General features: G+C 68.7%; 19 protein-coding genes. 5 read left to right on the plus strand and 14 right to left on the minus strand.

Annotated features, from left to right (window positions below):
* Positions 1-11 precede the first annotated feature (11 nt).
* From ACIBTM_RS06785 to ACIBTM_RS06795, 3 genes are all read right to left on the minus strand, one after another.
* Positions 12-1,172, minus strand: a complete 1,161-nt coding sequence (locus tag ACIBTM_RS06785) for a sulfotransferase family protein (protein WP_395875567.1) — start codon at positions 1,170-1,172, stop codon at positions 12-14.
* Between the two features lie 184 nt (positions 1,173-1,356).
* Positions 1,357-2,139 carry an SDR family oxidoreductase gene (locus tag ACIBTM_RS06790; protein ID WP_395875568.1) on the minus strand — a complete coding sequence of 261 codons (783 nt, stop codon included), beginning with the start codon at positions 2,137-2,139 and terminating at the stop codon, positions 1,357-1,359.
* Positions 2,136-3,305 carry a hypothetical protein gene (locus ACIBTM_RS06795; RefSeq protein ID WP_395875569.1) on the minus strand — a complete coding sequence of 390 codons (1,170 nt, stop codon included), beginning with the start codon at positions 3,303-3,305 and terminating at the stop codon, positions 2,136-2,138. The genes ACIBTM_RS06790 and ACIBTM_RS06795 overlap by 4 nt, the downstream gene beginning before the upstream one ends.
* 86 nt (positions 3,306-3,391) lie before the next feature.
* Between ACIBTM_RS06795 and ACIBTM_RS06800 the strand changes: the two genes are divergently transcribed.
* Positions 3,392-4,279 carry a helix-turn-helix domain-containing protein gene (locus tag ACIBTM_RS06800; RefSeq protein ID WP_395875570.1) on the plus strand — a complete coding sequence of 296 codons (888 nt, stop codon included), beginning with the start codon at positions 3,392-3,394 and terminating at the stop codon, positions 4,277-4,279.
* Between the two features lie 7 nt (positions 4,280-4,286).
* On the opposite strand, the gene ACIBTM_RS06805 is transcribed toward ACIBTM_RS06800, so the two are convergent.
* The gene (locus tag ACIBTM_RS06805) at positions 4,287-4,754 is read right to left on the minus strand and encodes a nuclear transport factor 2 family protein (protein WP_395875571.1); all 468 of its coding nucleotides are present in this window, start codon (positions 4,752-4,754) and stop codon (positions 4,287-4,289) included.
* A 77-nt stretch (positions 4,755-4,831) separates the two neighbouring features.
* Here ACIBTM_RS06805 and cysD point away from each other — a divergent pair, with 77 nt between their 5' ends.
* Positions 4,832-5,740, plus strand: coding sequence for a sulfate adenylyltransferase subunit CysD (gene cysD / locus ACIBTM_RS06810; RefSeq protein WP_395875572.1), 909 nt, complete (start codon positions 4,832-4,834; stop codon positions 5,738-5,740).
* Positions 5,740-7,566: an adenylyl-sulfate kinase gene (gene cysC, locus ACIBTM_RS06815; RefSeq protein WP_395875573.1), complete on the plus strand. Its 1,827-nt coding sequence runs from the start codon at positions 5,740-5,742 to the stop codon at positions 7,564-7,566. The genes cysD and cysC overlap by 1 nt, the downstream gene beginning before the upstream one ends.
* Positions 7,567-7,597: 31 nt before the next feature.
* Here the strand turns inward: cysC and ACIBTM_RS06820 are convergent, their stop codons facing one another.
* Genes ACIBTM_RS06820 through ACIBTM_RS06830 form a run of 3 tightly spaced genes read right to left on the minus strand, consistent with a single transcriptional unit; the run spans position 7,598 to position 10,056 of the window.
* Positions 7,598-8,251: a response regulator gene (locus ACIBTM_RS06820; protein WP_395875574.1), complete on the minus strand. Its 654-nt coding sequence runs from the start codon at positions 8,249-8,251 to the stop codon at positions 7,598-7,600.
* The gene (locus tag ACIBTM_RS06825) at positions 8,248-9,477 is read right to left on the minus strand and encodes a sensor histidine kinase (protein WP_395875575.1); all 1,230 of its coding nucleotides are present in this window, start codon (positions 9,475-9,477) and stop codon (positions 8,248-8,250) included. Before ACIBTM_RS06825 ends, ACIBTM_RS06820 begins: the two co-directional genes overlap by 4 nt.
* Before the next feature lie 9 nt (positions 9,478-9,486).
* Entirely contained in the window at positions 9,487-10,056 is a 570-nt protein-coding gene (locus tag ACIBTM_RS06830; RefSeq protein WP_395875576.1) for a TetR/AcrR family transcriptional regulator, read from the minus strand.
* Between the two features lie 89 nt (positions 10,057-10,145).
* On the opposite strand from ACIBTM_RS06830, the gene ACIBTM_RS06835 reads away from it, so the two are divergent.
* Both ACIBTM_RS06835 and ACIBTM_RS06840 read left to right on the plus strand, forming a co-directional pair.
* Complete coding sequence (locus ACIBTM_RS06835) at positions 10,146-11,363, plus strand: MFS transporter (RefSeq protein WP_395875577.1); 1,218 nt, start codon at positions 10,146-10,148, stop codon at positions 11,361-11,363.
* Between the two features lie 13 nt (positions 11,364-11,376).
* Positions 11,377-13,341 carry an ABC1 kinase family protein gene (locus ACIBTM_RS06840; protein ID WP_395875578.1) on the plus strand — a complete coding sequence of 655 codons (1,965 nt, stop codon included), beginning with the start codon at positions 11,377-11,379 and terminating at the stop codon, positions 13,339-13,341.
* Here ACIBTM_RS06840 and lepB read toward each other — a convergent pair.
* The 7 genes from lepB to sufD all read right to left on the minus strand — a co-directional run bounded on the left by lepB (position 13,265) and on the right by sufD (position 18,713).
* Positions 13,265-14,065 carry a signal peptidase I gene (lepB, locus tag ACIBTM_RS06845; RefSeq protein WP_395875579.1) on the minus strand — a complete coding sequence of 267 codons (801 nt, stop codon included), beginning with the start codon at positions 14,063-14,065 and terminating at the stop codon, positions 13,265-13,267. The genes ACIBTM_RS06840 and lepB overlap by 77 nt on opposite strands.
* A gap of 18 nt (positions 14,066-14,083) precedes the next feature.
* Positions 14,084-14,413, minus strand: a complete 330-nt coding sequence (locus tag ACIBTM_RS06850) for a YnfA family protein (RefSeq protein WP_125736353.1) — start codon at positions 14,411-14,413, stop codon at positions 14,084-14,086.
* A 141-nt stretch (positions 14,414-14,554) separates the two neighbouring features.
* On the minus strand, positions 14,555-14,962 hold the full coding sequence (locus ACIBTM_RS06855; protein WP_016333171.1) for a metal-sulfur cluster assembly factor: 408 nt from the start codon (positions 14,960-14,962) through the stop codon (positions 14,555-14,557).
* Positions 14,959-15,408 (minus strand): Fe-S cluster assembly sulfur transfer protein SufU, encoded by a 450-nt coding sequence (gene sufU / locus ACIBTM_RS06860; RefSeq protein ID WP_007029705.1) that lies wholly within the window; start codon positions 15,406-15,408, stop codon positions 14,959-14,961. Before sufU ends, ACIBTM_RS06855 begins: the two co-directional genes overlap by 4 nt.
* Positions 15,408-16,694, minus strand: coding sequence for a cysteine desulfurase (locus tag ACIBTM_RS06865; protein ID WP_395875580.1), 1,287 nt, complete (start codon positions 16,692-16,694; stop codon positions 15,408-15,410). Before ACIBTM_RS06865 ends, sufU begins: the two co-directional genes overlap by 1 nt.
* 39 nt (positions 16,695-16,733) lie before the next feature.
* Positions 16,734-17,504: a Fe-S cluster assembly ATPase SufC gene (gene sufC / locus ACIBTM_RS06870; RefSeq protein ID WP_007029703.1), complete on the minus strand. Its 771-nt coding sequence runs from the start codon at positions 17,502-17,504 to the stop codon at positions 16,734-16,736.
* Between the two features lie 36 nt (positions 17,505-17,540).
* On the minus strand, positions 17,541-18,713 hold the full coding sequence (sufD, locus tag ACIBTM_RS06875) for a Fe-S cluster assembly protein SufD (protein WP_395875581.1): 1,173 nt from the start codon (positions 18,711-18,713) through the stop codon (positions 17,541-17,543).
* Between the last annotated feature and the right edge of the window lie 2 nt (positions 18,714-18,715).

Consider the following 18,715-nt stretch of genomic DNA (forward strand, 5'->3'; position numbering starts at 1 on the left):
CCGTCTGCAGGTCAGAGGTCGTAGGCGGCGCGGTAGGCCGAGAAGCGTTCGTCGACCTCGCCTGCGGTGAGCCCGAAGTCCGCGAGGTCGTACCGGTGCACGGGTTTCCTTTCCCCGGAACGGCTTTCGGCGTGGACGACGGTCATCGCGTCCCGCGCGGCGTCGCTCAGCGGCAGGCCGAAATGCCGGTAGACGCCCTCGACCGTGCCGATCGGGTCGGCGACGAAATCCTCGTACCGGACGTCGCAGAACTGCGCCGGATCATGCCGTTTCCTCGCCTCCAGCGACTTTTCCGCACCCCGCGCCCAGAGATCCAGCTGGCTGCGGCCGATCACGTCGCCGCGGAAGACATCGGACCAGCCCTCCGAAGCCTGTTCGTTCAGGCTGCACACCGACGCGACGATCGTGCTCGGCGCGCGATGGGTCTGGACGATCAGCGCGTCCGGGTACACCTCCAGCAGCGCGTCGAGCGCGAAGAGGTGGCTCGGGTTCTTGAGCACCCAGCGGCGTCCGGCGTCGGGAAGACCGATGAGCTGAAGGTTGCGCCGGTGCCTGCGATAGGCGTCGGTCCAGCTCTGCCCGTCCAGCCAGCGCGAGTACGACGGCACGTGCGCGAGGCATTCGTAGGACACCGATTTCAGGGACTGCCGCAGCAGTTGCCAGCATTCCTCGACCTGGTCGGCGGACATGTGGTGCAGCCCCATGAACTCGGGATGCTCGACATGATGCTTCTCGTAGCCCGCCTGGATCCCTTGGAAGACCGGGTTTTCCGCCCACGTCTCGCGCGGCGGCCGCGGTTGCGGCACCTCGGTCAGCCAGACCTCCAGTCCCTGGTGCGCCGGGTCCTCGGTGAGCAGCCGGTGCAGCGCCGTGGTCCCCGTGCGCGGCAGGCCGGTGACGAAGATGGGCCGCTCGACAGGAGCCTCCGCGTACTCCGGGTTCTGCTTCCACGAGGCCTCGCTCAACGACCTCGCCACCAAAGCCCCGCGCAGGAACGCGCGATGGATCTTGTTGCCGTACGGGGTCAAGCCCGCCTCGCCGGCATACGAATCCAGCAGCACGCCGAGACCTTCGAGGTGGTCTTCGCCGCCGAAGTCGTCCAACCCGGTGAGCTTCGCCGCCGACGCGTGCAGATCTTCCACGGTGCCGACGTTTTCCCGCCCTGGCAGCATGTTCTCCCCTTCAGTATCTTTTGGTGAACCCGCATCCGCGATCGACGTCGGCAGGGCGCTGCCTGGTCATCTACCTCACGATGGCGGACAAGGCGCCCTGCCACCGCGATAGCGGGGCCTTCGGCCGGGGCGGGTTCACGCGTTTAGTCGCCTTTCGAATCCTTCTGCAGCTCCGCCAACAGGCTCAGTGGTGATATTCACCGGCGTTGACGTCGAGACATTGGCCGGTGACGCACCGGGCGAGCGACGAGGCGAGGAACACAACGGTGTCGGCGATCTCGTCCGGCTCCGGCAGGCGGCGCAGGTCGATCGTCTCCGCCGTCTCGGCGTACACCTGCTCGGGCGGCACGCCGCGTTCTTTGGCCAGATAAGCGAAGTACCACTTCAGCGAGTCCGCCCAGATGTAGCCGGGTGCGACGGAATTGACCCGGATCCCCCGCGGCCCGAGTTCCGAAGCGAGGCTCTGCGCGAGCGCGAGCAGGCTCGCCTTCGCCATCTTGTACGCACCGAACGTTCGCCGGGAATGCCGCAGTACGGCCGAATTGATCATCACGACCGAACCGCGACTCTCCGCGAGCGCGGGCGTGAACAGTCGTGTGAGCCGGAGGGCGGCGAGCACATTGGTCTCGAACCCCGCCCGCACGTCGGCCAGGTCGACGTCGGCGAGATCCATGATGGGCGGGATGGCGAAAGCGTTGTTCACCAAGGCGTCCACCCGGCCGAACGCCTTCAAGGCCGCCTCGGTGAGATTCGTGGCCGAAGCGTCGTCGGTGATATCGGTGGGCACGGTGATCGCGCGGCGGCCGAGCGCGTCGATCTCCTTCGCGACCTCGGCGAGCCGCGATTCGGTGCGGGCGGCGAGGACGACGTCGGCGCCCGCCGCGGCACACCGGGTGGCGATGGACCGGCCGAGTCCCGGGCCGACGCCGGAGACCACGACCACCTTCTCCCGCAAGAGATCCGTCATCCCAGCATCCTCGCCGCGACGGCGTTCTGACGGGCCGAGATCCGGTCCGCCCATTCGCGCGGGGTCACGCGCGCCTCGTCGTGAAACGGCAACCGGTCGGCGAGTTCGCCGAATTTCACCACCTCGACCTCGGGACCGTCGGCTTCGCCCAGCGCACGGGAGAGGCGCTGCCAGCGGATCTGGACGTACCCGCGGTCGTGTCCGGTGCGTTCGAGCCAGTTGGCCAGGCCAGGATCGCGTTCGCTGATCACGAAGCGGATCTTGCCGTCCGGGTCGACCCGCGCCTGGTCAGCGGTGAGGCTCGTCTGATGGTTGATGTAGTCGAGCGAGAGGTACCAGACGCTGCCGAGCTGAATGCCCTGATAGGGCGCGTCCGAACGCGGCACGGTCACGATCATGACCTCTTCGTCGCCGAGTTCGTAGTGCCCCGCCGACGAGTACTGCGTGGTCAGCCCGCCTGGTGTGGGGCGCGGCTCGGTCATCGTGTTCACCGGCAGGTTCAGGTAGAACCACTTCGGGAAGGCGAGGAAGGTGCGCAGCCTGCTCAGCAGGATCTTGCCGGCGACGCCGTAACGCTTGGCCAGCCCGTCGCGGGTGAGCGGCGCGGGCGCGCCGCCCGCCGTGTCTGCGCACTGGATCTGGATCGTGCCGCGGCGTTCGGTGGCCCAGTCGCTGTAGACCTCGCGTACCACGAGCATCGACGAACCCGGGCCGAGAACGAAGTAATTAGGGCCGGGATCGGTTCTAGCCGGACCGAAGCGGAGTTCGAACGAGCCGTCGTCGGCGATCTCGATCTCACGGTCGTCGAAGGCGGCGAGGCTGTCCGGCACCTCGACGGGCGAGTAGTCGCCGTTGAGGACCTGGAAACTGACGTCGGCCGTGCTCCCCCGCGTCCCGGTGACGACGTACTCGCGGTCCTCGCGGATGTTCGCGTTGAAGTACAACGTGTCCGGGTTGTCCAGGCCCATCTTCGTGTACGGCCCGGTGGACTGGGTGAAGAACGGGTAGTCCCGTTCGTAGGCCCACGCCATCTGCAGGGACGCGCGGATGCTGCCGGCGAGGTAGTCGTACCCCTCGACCAGATCCTGTTCGGTGCGGATATGCGGCGCCTCCGCGATGACCTTCTCGGCTTCGGCGATCGCGTCCGCGAACGGTCGAGTGAGCACCGGCGACTCCTCATACTGGTACAAATATGTACCGACTTGGTACGTTCTTCGCACGGCAACACTAGAACGCGTTCTAAGGATGGTCAATGGCCCGGCATTCTCCGCCCACCGAGCGGGTCGTGAAGCTACTCGACTTCTTCGCCGCGCACCCCGGCCGCCGCTTCGGCCTTTCGGAGCTCGCCCGCGAGCTCGACCTGGCGAAACCGACCTGTCTCGGCATCGTGACCGAGCTGACGACGGGCGGCTACCTGGTCCGAGACCCCCGACCGGTCACCTACCGGCTGGGGCCCGCGATGGTCGCCGCCGGCCGGGTCGCGAGCGAGGGTTTCGGCGCGAGCGAGGTCGCACGACGGCATCTGGAGGATTTGAGCAGGCGCTACCGCGCCACGTGCACGGCGTCGGCCGTGGTCGGCGACCGCATCCTGATGCTGCAGAGCGCCGGGCCCGGCCGGGTCAAACTGGGCGAGACGTATCCGTTCGCGCCGCCGGTCGGCCTGATGTACGTGCTGTGGGACTCCGACGCGGCATTCGACGCGTGGCTCGCCAAACCTCCGGCGGTGCCGGTGCGACTGGACGAAGCGCACCTTCGCCGCGTCGTCGCCGAATGCCGGGAGCACGGTTATCTGGTGGAGAGCCTGACCTCCGCGGGGCGGCGACTCTATGCGCTGATGGCGGGCGTCGGGGCGGACGAACTGCCACCGGAAGTGCGGGGCCTGGTGGGAGAACTCGTGTCAAGCCTCGGTGAGCGCGTCTACCTCGGCGCCGACCTGGAGCCGCGCCGCAAGCACGCGGTGAGCCTGCTGGCCGCCCCGACGTTCGACGCTTCGGGGCGACAGGAACTGGTGCTCACGCTGTCGGTCGGCGAGCCGGTCACCGGCGCCGAGATCGCGCGACGGGGCGCGGCACTGGTCGCCGCCGCCGATGCCGTCACCGCCGAATCCGGCGGCCGCCACCCCACGCGTTCAGTCCTCTAAATGCGGGTCAGGAGGACCACCGGTTCGCGGTGAGTTTCAGGCTCGGCACGTCGTCCATCGACATCATCGTTTCGTACAGCCGGTCGTACTGGGTGGAGGCGGTCAGCCACACGCCGTCCACCCGCCGATAGGTGTCCTCGTAGTACGCCGCGCCCTCGATGATCACCCGATGCTCGGGCACGATCACCTTGTCCCGCATCAGCCAGGTGCCCGTCGCGGTGTCGCCGTCGACGTCGATCTCCGGCTGCCCGGCGAAGTGCACCGTGGTGATTCCGGCGCCGACAGCGTTCCGGAAGAACTCGACGATCGCTTCGCGGCCTTCGAAGGTCAGCGGTTTGCCGTACGACGGCGTTCCGTACCGCGCACGCACGTCGGCGGTCAGGGTCCCGGCCATCTCGTCCCACAGCTTGAGGTCGAGGCAGCGGAGGTAACGGGCTTTGAGGCGTCGGATCTCTTCAAGCGCGACCAGGTCCATGCCGACAGCGTCCTCCTCCCCTTGACCAAGCACAAGAACTTGTTCTACTTTTCTGATCTCGAACGACGGAGGTCACGATGGCGTCCCCGGCCTACGAGCTCACCCATCTCGAAGCACTCGAAGCCGAAGCCGTGCACATCTTCCGCGAGGTCGCGGCGACCTTCGAACGGCCTGTGCTGCTGTTCTCCGGCGGCAAGGATTCGATGGTGATGCTCCACGTGGCGGCCAAGGCCTTCTGGCCGTCGCCGCCACCGTTCCCGGTGATGCACGTCGACACCGGGCACAACTTCGACGAGGTCATCGAGTTCCGGGATCGCACGGTCGGCACGTACGGGCTCCGGCTCGTCGTCTCCAGCGTCCAGGACGACATCGACGCCGGCCGGGTCGTCGAAGACCCGAAGGCCGGCCGCAACCGTCTCCAGACCGCCGCCCTGTTGCGGGGAATCCGCGAACATTCCTTCGACGCGGTCTTCGGCGGAGCGCGGCGCGACGAGGAGAAGGCCCGTGCGAAGGAACGGGTGTTCAGCTTCCGCGACGAGTTCGGCCAATGGGACCCGCGCAATCAGCGGCCGGAACTGTGGGATCTGTACAACGGCAGGCACCGCAAGGGCGAGCACATCCGCGTCTTCCCGCTGTCGAACTGGACCGAGCTCGACATCTGGCAGTACATCGAGGCGGAGAACGTCGACCTGCCGTCGATCTACTACTCGCATCGGCGTCCGGTCGTCCAGCGGGACGGCATGCTGCTCGCGCACACCCGCTTCCTCACCTTGAACGAAGGTGAAAGTCCTTACGAGGCAACGGTTCGCTTCCGCACGGTCGGCGACGCGACCTGCACCGGCTGCGTCGAGTCGACGGCGACGTCACCGGGCGAAGTGGTCGCCGAGGTCGCGGTCAGCAGGCTCACCGAACGCGGCGCCACCCGAGCCGACGACCGGATCTCCGAGGCGGGGATGGAAGACCGGAAGAAGGAAGGCTACTTCTGATGGGCGCTTCATTGGTCCGCCTCGCGACCGCGGGCAGCGTCGACGACGGGAAGTCGACCCTGATCGGCCGTCTGCTGTTCGATTCGAAGACGGTGTTCACCGACCAGCTCGAAGCCATCGAACGCACCAGCCGCGACCGCGGCGAGGCGTACCCGAACCTCGCGCTGCTGACCGACGGTTTACGCGCCGAACGCGAACAAGGCATCACGATCGACGTCGCCCATCGCTATTTCGCCACGCCGAAGCGGAAGTTCATCATCGCCGACACACCGGGACACGTGCAGTACACCCGGAACATGGTCACCGGCGCGTCCACGGCGGATCTCGCGCTGATCCTGATCGACGCCCGCAAAGGCGTGCTCGAACAGTCGCGGCGGCACGCGTTCCTGGCCAGCCTGCTGGGAATCCCGCATCTGGTGCTGTGCGTCAACAAGATGGACCTGGTCGGCTGGTCGCAAGACCGCTTCGAAGAGATCCGCGAGGATTTCCGGCGCTTCGCCATGAAACTCCAGGTGCACGACCTCACCTTCGTGCCGATGTCGGCGCTGCACGGCGACAACGTCGTGCATCGGGGCGCCAGTATGCCTTGGTATGAAGGGACTTCCCTGCTGCATCACCTCGAACAGGTGCACGTAGCCTCGGATCGCAACCTCATCGACGCACGATTCCCCGTGCAGTACGTGATCCGCGAGCACAGCCGCGACTTCCGCGGTTACGCGGGCACCGTCGCGGGCGGGGTGTTCAAACCCGGTGACGAGGTCGCCGTCCTGCCGTCCGGATTCACCACGACGGTGCGCGCGATCTGGGGCCCGGGCGGCACCACGGTCACCGAGGCCTTCGCCTCGCGGGCCGTCACGATCGAACTCGAAGACGACCTCGACCTCGGCCGCGGTGACCTGATCTGCCGCCCCGGCAACCGTCCCCACACGAGCCGGGACGTCGACGCGATGGTGTGCTGGTTCTCCGAACAAGGAGCTTTGAAAGCAGGGAATACCTTCCTCGTGCGGCACACCACCCGGGAGACCAAGGCCGAGGTCCGCGACCTGGACTACCGGCTCGACGTCACCACCCTGCACCGCGACGAGACCGCGAAGTCGTTGTCGCTCAACGAGATCGGCCGGATCCGGCTGCACGCCCGGCAGCCGTTGCTGTTCGATTCCTACCGCCGCAACCGCTCCACCGGAGGTTTCCTGCTCGTCGACGAGCATTCCGGGGCGACGGTCGCGGCGGGCATGATCACCGGACCGAGCGTGACCGCGTCGAACGTCGTCTGGCATACCGCCGCGGTCACCAGGGCGGAACGCGCGACACGCGGGCTCACCGTCTGGCTCACCGGGCTTTCCGCGTCCGGGAAGTCGAGCGTGGCCGTGGAACTGGAGCGGCGGCTGGTGGCGTCGGGCAGGCCCGCGTACCTGCTGGACGGCGACAACCTGCGGCACGGGCTGAACGGGAACCTCGGCTTCAGCCCCGCCGATCGCGCCGAGAACGTCCGCCGTGTCGCCGAGGTCGCGAAGCTGTTCGCCGACGCCGGTGTGGTGTCGGTGGTCTCCCTGATCAGCCCGTACCGGGCGGACCGCGAACTCGCCCGCGCCGCGCACGAAGCCGCCGGGCTGCCGTTCATCGAGATCTTCGTCGACACCCCGCTGGAGGTCTGCGAAGACCGCGACCCCAAGGGGATGTACGCGAAGGCGAGGGCGGGCGAGATCAGCGGGTTCACCGGGGTGGACGCTCCTTACGAGCAGCCCGAGAGCCCGGATCTGGTGCTGCGCCCGGAAAACGGGGACCCTGCCGCGATGGCCGCGCTGATCCTCGCCGCCCTCGATTGACCTGGGCACCGGACCGCGGAGGTGACGATCGTCAGCCCGCCGGCGTGACGAATCCGGTGTCGTAGGCCTTGATCACCGCTTGCGTCCGGTCCCGGGCGCCGAGTTTCGCGAGCACGTTCCCGACATGTGTCTTGACCGTCTGCACGCCGAGGTACAGTTCGCCCGCTATCTCCACATTGGACAGTCCGCCCGCCATCAGCCGCAGCACCTCGCTTTCGCGTTCGGTGAGCCCGGCACCGGCCAGGCCGTCCAGCGGCCCCCGGTTCGCCTGCTGCGCGGCGAGCCGCCGGATCGCGGCCGGGAACAGCAGCGACTCCCCCGCCGCCACGGTCCGGATCGCCGCGACGATCTCCTCGGGCCTGGCCCGCTTCAGCAGGAAGCCGCTCGCCCCGGCGAGCAAGGCGTCGTAGACGTAGTCGTCGTTCTCGAAGGTGGTCACCACGATCACCTTCGGCGGTTTGTCCATAGTGGACATAAGGTGAGTGGTCGCGCGGATGCCGTCGATCGACGGCATCCGGACGTCCATCAGCACGACATCGGGCCGGAACCGCGTCACCAGGCCCGGTACCTCGGCGCCGTCGGCCGCCTCGCCCACGACCTCCAGGTCGGGCTCCGAAGCGACGATCGCCCGCAGCCCGGCCCGGATCAGCTGTTCGTCGTCGACCAGCAGCACCCCGATGCTCATCGCCGTTCCCCCCATGGCACCGCCACCTCGACCTTCCAGAATCCGTCCGCGCGGCCCGCGGTGATCGTGCCCCCGAGCACTTCCACCCGTTCCGTCATTCCCCTCAGCCCTCGGCCGCCACCGTCCCGTGACGGCGCCGCGGCGCCGAGCGGATTGGACACCCGCACCCGCAACAGCTCCGCCCCGGCGTCGACGAGGACCGCCACCGGCACCTTACCGGCGTGCCGCAACGCGTTCGTCAGGCATTCCTGCAGGATCCGGTACGCCTCGCGGGAGACCACCGGCGGCACCGCGGACGGATCACCTCGCATCTCCGCCGACACCTCGGCGCCCGCCAGCCGCGTGGCCTCGACCAGCGCGGGCAGCTCCGCCAGCCCCGATTGCGGCGCCCGCGACGAGGCCTCGTCACGCAGCAGGCCGAGCACATGGTCGAGATCGTCCAGCGCGGCGCGGGCCGAGTCCTCGATCGCGGTGAGCGCCTGCTCGGTGAAACCGGGATCGGACCGCAGGGTGCGCCGCGCCGCGCCCGCCTGGATGGTCACGACGCTCAGCGCGTGCCCGACCGAGTCGTGCAGTTCGCGCGCGAGCCGGTTGCGTTCGGCGAGTTGTTCGGTGCGCTTCTCCAGCTGGGCGATCCGCTCCGCGGCCGAAATCCCCAGCAGGCTCTTGGCGCAACGGGTCAGCACCGCGCCCGCGCCCCATACGACGTAGGCCAGCGCGACGACGCCGAGCAGGCACGCCACCGGGATCCACGCGCTCGCCCAGCCCTTCGGTACCTCGATCGCGCTCTCGTCGGTCAGGGCGATCCGGCCGCTGAACGGAGCCGCGATCGTGAATCCGAACGCGACCGGCACGAGCAGGCTCACCAGGCTGACGACACAACCGGTGATCACGTGCAGCAGGAACATCGCGGTCGAGCGCAGCCGGACGGGCCAGCTCCCGGCCGGCCCGAACACGACTCCCGGCACGGGATCGTCCAGCAGTTCCCGCACGGCCGCGCCTTCCAGCACGCGGACGGCGGGGATGAACGACGACGCGATCATCACCAGGACGACGGTGATCATCCCGATGAGGGTCCCGCGTTCCACCGTCACGACGAGGGGCAGCAGCGACGGCACCATGATGGCGGCGAAGAGCACATACGGCACGCTCAGTGCGCCACCGAGGATGAAGTAGACCCACCTGCGGTAGGTCGCCCGATCCAGGAGCGGGCCGAAAAGTCGCATGGGGTCTTTCTAGCGTGTGCCGGCTTCGCGCGTATCCCTCACGAGTATCTCCGCGATCTCCCTCGCGAGCGTGACCCGGTGCGCGTCCCCGTCGATGCCGGTATGCGCGACCGCGCCTTCGAGCAGGAGGAAGAGCTGCTCCGCCATCCGCTCCGGATCGGCCGCGCGCGGGGCGTCCTCGCGGAGGAGTTCGGCGAACTTCGCCCGCACCGCCGCCTTGTGCCGCCGGATCACGTCGAGCCCGGGATGCCCGGCGGGCAGTTCGGCGGCCGCGTTGAGGAAGGCGCAACCCCGGTCGCTCCCGAGCTTGGGGTGATCGACGTAGGCGTCGAAGACCGTCAGCGCCCGGGGCGCTTCGGCCTCCGCCAGCCGCTCTTCGAGGTACGCCCACCAGACGTCGTGACGGCTTCGCAGGTACGCGATCGTGAGCTCCGTCTTCGATCCGAAGGAGGCGTACAGCGTCTTCTTCGTGACGCCCGCGGCCTCGGCGATGGCCGCGACGCCCACGGCGTGCAGACCCTCCCGGTAGAAGAGCTCGCTCGCGGCGCTCAGCACGCGCTCGCCGGCCGGTGTCAGCATGCCTCGACTATACCGATCGGTTGACCCGGGCGCGAGATGCGGGAACACTCCAGAGGTATACCGCTCGGTATACCTCTGGAGGAGAGCTGATGGTTTCTTCGTACAAACGCGAGCTGACGTTCACCGCGGCCGGGTTATCACTGATCGCGGTCTCCTACGGACTCGCGAGGTACGCGTACGGCCTCTTCGCGCCGACGCTCCGTACGGAGTTCGACCTCGACGGCAGCGCGCTCGGCGCCATCGCGGCGGGAAGCTACGTCGCGTACTGCCTCGCGGTCGTCGCCTCGACCGCCGTGACGACCCGCTGGGGCGCGCGGGCGGGCGCGCTCGCCGCCGGGACGACCGCCACCGCGGGGACCGCGCTGATCGCGGCCGCGCCGAACGCGGGCGTCCTCGCGCTCGGCGTCGTCCTCGCCGGAGCGAGCACGGGCCTGGCTTCCCCCTCGCTCGCCGACGCGGTCTCCCGCGTCGTCCGCGTGACCCGCCGAGACCGTGCCCAGTCCGTGGTGAACGCCGGGACCGGACTCGGCGTGCTCGTCTCGGGTCCGGTATCCCTGCTCGCCGTCGGCGACTGGCGAATGGCTTGGTGGGCCTTCGCCGTGGCCTCCGCGTTGGTGACCTTGTGGATCGCCCGTGTCGTGCCGCCGGTGAAGGACGACCGCGCGCGGGGACTGCCGTCGCCGCTGTTCCCGCCCTCCACCGGGCGGCTGCTGCCCGCCGCCGCGACCCTCGGTCTTGCCAGCGCGGCGATCTGGACGTTCGGCCGGGACATCGCCGTGAGCGTCGGCGGACTCGACGAGACCGCCTCGACGGTGGTGTGGATCGTGCTCGGCGCGGTCGGCTTGGCGGGCGCCTTCACCGCCGAGCTGACCTCCCGGGCGGGACTGCGCCGCGCCTGGTCGGCGGGAATGGTCCTGTTCGCCGCCGCCACGGCCCTCTTCGCCCTCGCCACCCGGTCGCTCCCGGCGCTCGTCATCGCGGCGGCGCTCTTCGGGGCCGTCTACATCGGACTGACCGGTGTCCTGATCCTCTGGGGTACCAGGGCCTACCCGACGGCGCCCGCGTTCGGTGTCGGCGTGGCCTTCCTGATGCTGGCACTCGGACAGGCCGCCGGAGCACCGCTCATCGGCTTCCTCGGCGATCTCCTCGATCTTCGCGCCGGCTTCCTCGCGGCGGCGGCGATCGCCGTCCTCGGTGTCCTGTTCGCGCCCAAGGAGGCGACCACCACCTACAACTTCGGGGTCCGCTCCCTCTCAGGGGTGAGCACCGTCCCGCCGCAGCGGGAATCCCGCGCGGGCTGCGCGTGATGTCCTCTTCGGCATGAACCTGCTGCTCGGCCTGCTCACCCTGCCCGTCTACGCGCTCATGCTGTGGCCGCTCGTGGTCGGCGCCCGCCGCGTGCTGGGTGTGCGGATCGGCCTGATCCGCGCGGGCTGCGCCGCCGGTTTCGGCTGGCTGGTCGCGGGAGGCATCCTCACCGCGTTCCCGCGGGCGATGTACGCGGGCAACGCCTTCGCCGGGCTGGTCATCCCGGTGGCGGGCAGCGCTTTCCTGGCGACGCTGATCTTCCTGTTCGTCGCGGAACTCGCGCTGCCCTCCGGCTCGGGGCTCGGGCTGATCGGCAGGATCCGGTCGATGCGCCGCCGCGCGGCCAGGACACGGCGCTACTCGCAGATCACCAGGATCGCGATCAAGCACGGCCTCGGCCGCTATCTCACCGGCCGCCGCGAACCCGGCCTCGCCCAGGTCCGGCACGCCAAACTGGCGCGCTCGCTGCGGCGCGCGCTGGAGGAGGGCGGCGTGACGTTCGTGAAACTCGGCCAGCTGCTCTCGACCCGATCCGACCTGCTCCCCCCTGTTTTCGTCGACGAGCTCAGCAAGCTCCAGGACCAGGTCGCCTTCGCCGACGCCGACGGGGTCGCGACGGTACTGCGGGAGGAACTCGGTGGGAACCCGGACGAGATCTTCGCCGAATTCGACCCGGAGCCGATCGCGGCCGCGTCGATCGCGCAGGTCTACCGGGCGAAGCTGCGGAGCGGGCAGGACGTCGTCGTCAAGGTGCAGCGACCGGGCGTGCAGGCCTTGGTCGAGCGGGACCTCGACATCGTCCGCCGGGTGGCGGCCGCGTTGGACCTGCGCGCGGGCTGGGCACGCTCACTCGGCGTCGTCGATCTGGCCGAAGGATTCGCCGACGCGCTGGTCGAGGAGCTCGATTTCCGCACCGAGGCGAGGAACATCGAAGCGGTCACCGCCGCCTCCTCCGGCACCGAGGTCGCCCTTCCGACCGTCCACAAAGAACTGTCCACCGAACGTGTCCTGGTGATGCGGCGCCTCGACGGCAAACCGCTCGCCGCGGCCAAGGAGCGGGTGCCGGTCGCGGAACGGGCGAAGCTCGCGCGGTCGATGCTGCGGTGCGTGCTCGGCCAGGTGATGGGCAGCGGCGTCTTCCACGCCGACCCGCATCCCGGCAACGTCCTGCTGCTCAACGACGGCAGGCTGGGCCTGCTCGACTTCGGCTCCGTCGGCCGGCTCGACTCGGGTTTGCGCGGCGGACTGCAGAACCTGATCCTCGCCCTGGACCGCGGCGACCCGGCCGCGTTGCGCGACGGTCTGCTGGAGATCGTCGACCGGCCGGACGAGATCGAGGAGCGACGGCTGGAACGGGCGCTGGGTGCCTTGGTGGCCAAGCATTTCAACCACGGCCAGGCCCCGGATCTCGACATGTTCACCGACCTGTTCCGGGTGATCGCCGACTTCCGGCTCAGCGTGCCCCCGCCGATCGCCGCGGTGTTCCGCGCACTGGCCACCTTGGAGGGAACGCTGGCCGCGCTGGCGCCGGGATTCAACATCGTCGTCGAATCCCGCGCCTACGCCGCCGAGCAGGTCGGTGCCGGATTGCGCCCGGAATCGCTGCGTTCCACGGCCACCAACGAACTGATGGCGCTCCTGCCGGTGCTGCGACGGCTGCCCCGCCGCGTCGACCGGATCGGCGACGCGCTGGAGCAGGGCAGGCTTTCGGTCAACGTCCGGCTGTTCTCCGACGAACGCGACCGCGACGTGGTCACCGGGCTGGTGCACGAGATCCTGCTGGCGTTCGTCGGCGTGGCCACCGGCCTGATGGCCGTGCTGCTGCTGGGCAGCGCGACCGGCCCGGAGGTGCTGACCGGGGTCACGCTGCACCAGATGTTCGGCTACAACCTGCTGGTGGTCAGCGCATTGGTGGGACTGCGGCTGCTCTTCGTCGTTTTCCGGCGGAGCGGACAACGCTCACGATCGCCCCGATGACGCCGACGGCGACGAGCCCGGCGCCGCCGAACGCGAGGTTTCGCGAGGTGCGGAACCCGGTGTCGGACACCGGATCCCCGGGCAGTCCGGCCTCGACGAAAGCGGTGGTCTGCGGAAAGGGGTCGGCGGCGAGGAGACTCCCCAGCCCGACGACGACTCCGCGCACTTTCGACAGCGGCACGGCGCCGTCGCCCGGCATACCGATGTAGAGCCGTGAGTCCCGCGAGTTGTTCCGCTGGTCGCCCACGACGAACACGGCGTCCGGCGGAACCTGGACGCTGAACGACCGGTACTCCTTGCGGCCGTACCCGTTGTCGTCCTCGGTGTAGGGCTCTTTGACCGGCGTCCCGTTGACGGCGATCAGGTTGTCGTTCGTGCAACAGACGACCTGGTCACCGCCGACACCGATCACCCGCTTGACGATCCGGCCGTCGTCGGGGCCCGAATCCGGAAACGCGGAAACATCCATGAGGACGACCGCGCCGCGGGGGATCTCGGGAAGAGAGGTCCAGCGGTACAGCACGACCGCCCCCGGCTGGATCGTGGGCGCCATCCCGCCGCCGGGAACGCTCGCCATGCGATAGCTCAGCAGGGTCCAGAACCCGTATCCGCCGGCGCCCACGCCGACGACCGCCAGCAGGATCATCACGAACAGGAGCGGGGAGAATCTTCGCTTCGGCCGGGGTCTCTCGGCGGGCGGTGTGGGGAAGTCCGTTTCGGTCACAGCGCAGAGTAGCGCCACTCAACCTCGGGGCGCGTACATGATGACCCCGACCCCGGCCAGGCAGATCAAGGCGCCGATCACGTCGTAGCGGTCCGGCCGGTAGCCGTCGGCGACCATCCCCCACGCCAGCGAGCCCGCGACGAAGACCCCACCGTACGCGGCGAGGATACGGCCGAAGTTCGCGTCGGGCTGCAAGGTCGCGACGAAGCCGTAGAGCCCCAGCGCGATGACGCCGGCGCCGATCCAGAGGTAGCCGCGGTGTTCCCGGACGCCTTGCCAGATCAGCCAGGCACCGCCGATCTCCAGCAGGGCGGCGAGCGCGAAGAGCGCGATGGACCGGAAGATCATTCCGGCAGCCTACGGGACGCGGTATAGGTCGTTATACGCTCGGCGCCCTCGACCCTCCCCTCAATGCAATGAACGGTCCTTTCCTTGCAAATTTCGCAAGGAAAGGACCGTTCCTAGCACTCGAAAGGAGCGAAGCAAGCCTCAGACGGTGAAGCCGAGCGCCCGCAGCTGTTCGCGGCCGTCGTCGGTGATCTTCTCCGGACCCCACGGCGGCATCCAGACCCAGTTGATCCGGAAGTCCTTCACCAGCCCGGTCCCTCCGCCGACGAGCGCGGCACCGGTCTGGTCCTCGATGACGTCGGTCAGCGGGCAGGCCGCCGACGTCAGGGTCATGTCGATGGTGGCGGTGTTGTCCGCCTCGACGCGGATGTCGTAGACCAGTCCGAGGTCGACGACGTTGATGCCGAGTTCCGGGTCGACGACGTCGCGCATCGCCTCTTCGACGTCCTCAACCTTCGCCACGTCGGCGCTGTCCGGGGCGGCGGCGGTCTCGGCGTCGAGGTCGGCGGCCGTGCGCCCCTCGCGGGTTTCGGTCTGCTGTTCGGTCATGCCGTCTCAACTCCGTTGGTCGTGCGGGCGACGGCGTCCTTGAACGCCATCCATCCGAGCAGGGCGCATTTCACGCGGGCCGGGTACTTGGCCACGCCGGCGAAGGCGATGCCGTCCTCCAGCACGTCCTCGTCCGGCTCGATCTGTCCTTTGCCCTGCATCAGCTCGACGAAGGCGTCCATGGTGGTGAACGCCTCCTCCACGGTGTGCCCGACGACGAGATCCGTCAAGACCGACGTGGACGCCTGGCTGATCGAGCAGCCCTGTCCCTCGTAGGAGACGTCGGCGACCTTCCCGTCGTCGACCTTCACCCGCAGTGTCACCTCGTCGCCACAGGTCGGGTTGACCTGGAACGACTCGGCGTCGAACGGCTCGCGCAGGCCGCGGCCGTGCGGGTTCTTGTAGTGGTCCAGGATGATCTCCTGGTACATGCTCTCCAGGTTCATCAGGCCACCCCGAAGAACTTCTGCGCCTCGCGCACACCGTTCACCAAAGCGTCCACTTCGGACAGTGTGTTGTAGACGTAGAACGACGCGCGCACGGTCGCCGGGACCGAGCAGGCCCGGTGCAGCGGCCACGCGCAGTGGTGCCCGACGCGGACGGCGACACCGAGGCTGTCCAGGACCTGGCCCGAGTCGTGCGGGTGGACGCCGTCGATGACGAACGACACCAGCCCGCCGCGGTCGGTCATGTCGGTGGGGCCGATGATCCGCACACCCGGGATCTCGCCGAGCCCGGCGAGCGCCGCCTCGGTGAGCACGTGCTCGTGCGCGGCGACCCGATCCATGCCGATCGCCGACAGGTAGTCGGCGGCCGCGCCGAGGCCGACGGCCTGCGACGTCATCGGGGTGCCCGCCTCGAACCGCTGCGGCGGCGCGGCGAAGGTGGTCTGGTCCATGCGGACCAGCTCGATCATCGAGCCACCGGTCAGGAACGGCGGCATCGCTTCGAGCAGCTCACGGCGGCCGTAAAGGACACCGATGCCGTACGGGCCGACCATCTTGTGCCCGGCGAAAGCGGCGAAGTCGACGTCGAGCGCGTGCAGGTCCACCGGGAAGTGCGGCACCGACTGGCAGGCGTCCAGCACGACCAGCGCGCCGACCTTGCGAGCCTTCTTCACCAGGAACTCGACCGGGTTGATCGTGCCGAGCACGTTGGACTGGTGCGTGAACGCGAGCACCTTGGTCCGCTCGGTGATCAGCTCGTCCACATTGGACAGGTCGAGCCGTCCGTCCGCCGTGACGGAGAACCACTTCAGCGTCGCGCCGGTGCGCTGGCAGAGCTGCTGCCACGGAACCAGGTTCGCGTGGTGCTCCATCTCGGTGATGACGATCTCGTCGCCGGGACCGATCTTGAACCGCTCGGCCCCGGGACCGGCCGTGGCGGCGTTGCTCATCGCGTAGGCGACGAGGTTGATGCCCTCGGTGGCGTTCTTGGTGAACACCAGCTCGTGCGGGGAGGCGCCGACGAACTCCGCGATCCGCACGCGGGCGGACTCGTAGGCGTCGGTCGCCTCCTCGGCGAGCTGGTGCGCGCCGCGGTGCACCGCGGCGTTCGAGGTCTCCAGGAACCGGCGCTCGGCTTCGAGCACCTGCGCCGGTTTCTGGGACGTCGCACCGGAATCCAGATACACCAAGGGTTTCCCGTCCCGGACCGTGCGGGTCAGGATCGGGAAGTCGGCCCTGATGGCCGCTACGTCCAGCGGAACAGAGTTAGCCGTGGTGGTGGTCATCGGGCCAACTCCTCTCGGTGTAGTCGTGAAGTTCAGTGATCAGACGGCGGCGGTCTCGGCGGAGCCGGTGTACTTGACGTACCCGTTCTCCTCGAGCTCGTCCGCGAGTTCACGGCCACCGGACTCGACGATCTTGCCGCCGGCGAACACGTGCACGAAGTCGGGCGTGATGTGCCGCAGGATCCGCGTGTAGTGCGTGATCAGCATGACGCCGGCGTCGTTGTTGGCCTTGAACTCGTTGACGCCCTCGGACACGACGCGCAGCGCGTCGACGTCGAGGCCGGAGTCGGTCTCGTCGAGGATGGCGATCTTCGGCTTGAGCAGCGCCAGCTGCAGGATCTCGTGGCGCTTCTTCTCGCCGCCGGAGAAGCCCTCGTTCACCGAACGCTCGGCGAACTCGGACGAGATCTCCAGCTTGCCCATCTCCTCCTTGACCTCCTTGACCCAGTGGCGCAGCTTGGGGGCCTCGCCACGGACCGCGGTGGCCGCGGTGCGGAGGAAGTTGGACATGGACACGCCCGGCACCTCGACCGGGTACTGCATGGCGAGGAACAGGCCCGCGCGGGCACGCTCGTCGACGCTCATCTCCAGCACGTCCTCACCGTCGAGCAGGACCTGCCCGGAGGTGACTTCGTACTTGGGGTGACCGGCGATGGCGTAGGACAGCGTGGACTTACCCGAACCGTTGGGGCCCATGATCGCGTGGGTCTCGCCCGACTTGATGGTCAGGTTGACGCCCTTGAGGATCTCCTTGGGGCCTTCCTCGGTCGTGACCGAGGCGTGCAGATCCTTGATTTCCAGCGTAGGCATTTCTTTCCTAAAAGTCTGATGTGGACGGACGCGCGCTCAGGCGCCGACAGCTTCGAGTTCGGCTTCGATCGCGGCCTCGAGACGCTCGCGCACCTCGGGAACACCGATCTTGACCAGGATCTCGTGGAAGAACCCGCGTACGACCAGGCGGCGCGCGGCGTCTTCGCCGATTCCGCGCGACTGAAGGTAGAACAACTGCTCGTCGTCGAACCTTCCCGTCGCGCTCGCGTGGCCGGCGCCTTCGATCTCGCCGGTCTCGATCTCCAGGTTCGGGATCGAGTCCGCCCGCGCGCCCGGCGTCAGCACCAGGTTGCGGTTGAGCTCGTAGGTGTCGGTGGCCTCGGCGGCCGCCCGGATCAGCACGTCGCCGACCCACACGGTGTGCGCGCCATCGCCCTGCAGCGCGCCCTTGTACATCACCCGCGACTTGCAGTTCGGCACCGCGTGGTCGACGAAGAGACGGTGCTCCTGGTGCTGTGCTTCGTCCGCGAAGTACAGGCCGAGCATCTCGACGTCGCCACCCTTGTCGGCGAAGGTCGCCGTCGGCGAGACGCGGACGAGGTCACCGCCCAGCGTGATGACGATGTGCTTGAGGCTGGCGTCGCGGCCGAGCTTGAGGTGCTGCTCGGACACGTGCACCGCGTCGTCGGCCCAGTCCTGGACGCTGACCACGGTGACGTTCGCCGAATCGCCGATGACGAACTCGACGTTGTCGGCGTACGTACCGGAGCCGACGTGGTCGAGGACGATGACGGCCTCGGAGAACTGCTCGGCGCGCACCTGCACGTGCCCGTAGGCGACCTTGCCCTCGCCGGGGCCGGTGATCTTCACCGTCGACGGCTTCGACGTCTTCGTCTCCTTGGGCACCGTGATGACGGTGGCCTCGGTGAACGAGGAGTACGCCTGCGCGGCGATCCGGTCGCTCGGGACACCCGCGGCGCCGAGGCGCTCGTCGTCCCGGCCGACCGTCTCGATCTTCAGTTCGGGGGCAGCGTCGGCGTCCACGGTGGCCGAACCGGAGGCGGCGGCGGACCCGTCGTGCAGGCCGCGCAGCCGCTTCATCGGCGTGAACCGCCAGTTCTCCTCACGGCCGCCGGGGACCTCGAAGGCCTCGACGTCGTAGGAGGTGAAGCGCTCCGCGCGGGACGTGGCCGGGATGACCACGCCCTCGCGCATCGCTTCGGAAACGTTGTTCTCGGTAACCGACATGA

Origin of the sequence: Amycolatopsis sp. NPDC049868 (assembly GCF_044461365.1) — a bacterium.
Lineage (GTDB): Bacteria > Actinomycetota > Actinomycetes > Mycobacteriales > Pseudonocardiaceae > Amycolatopsis.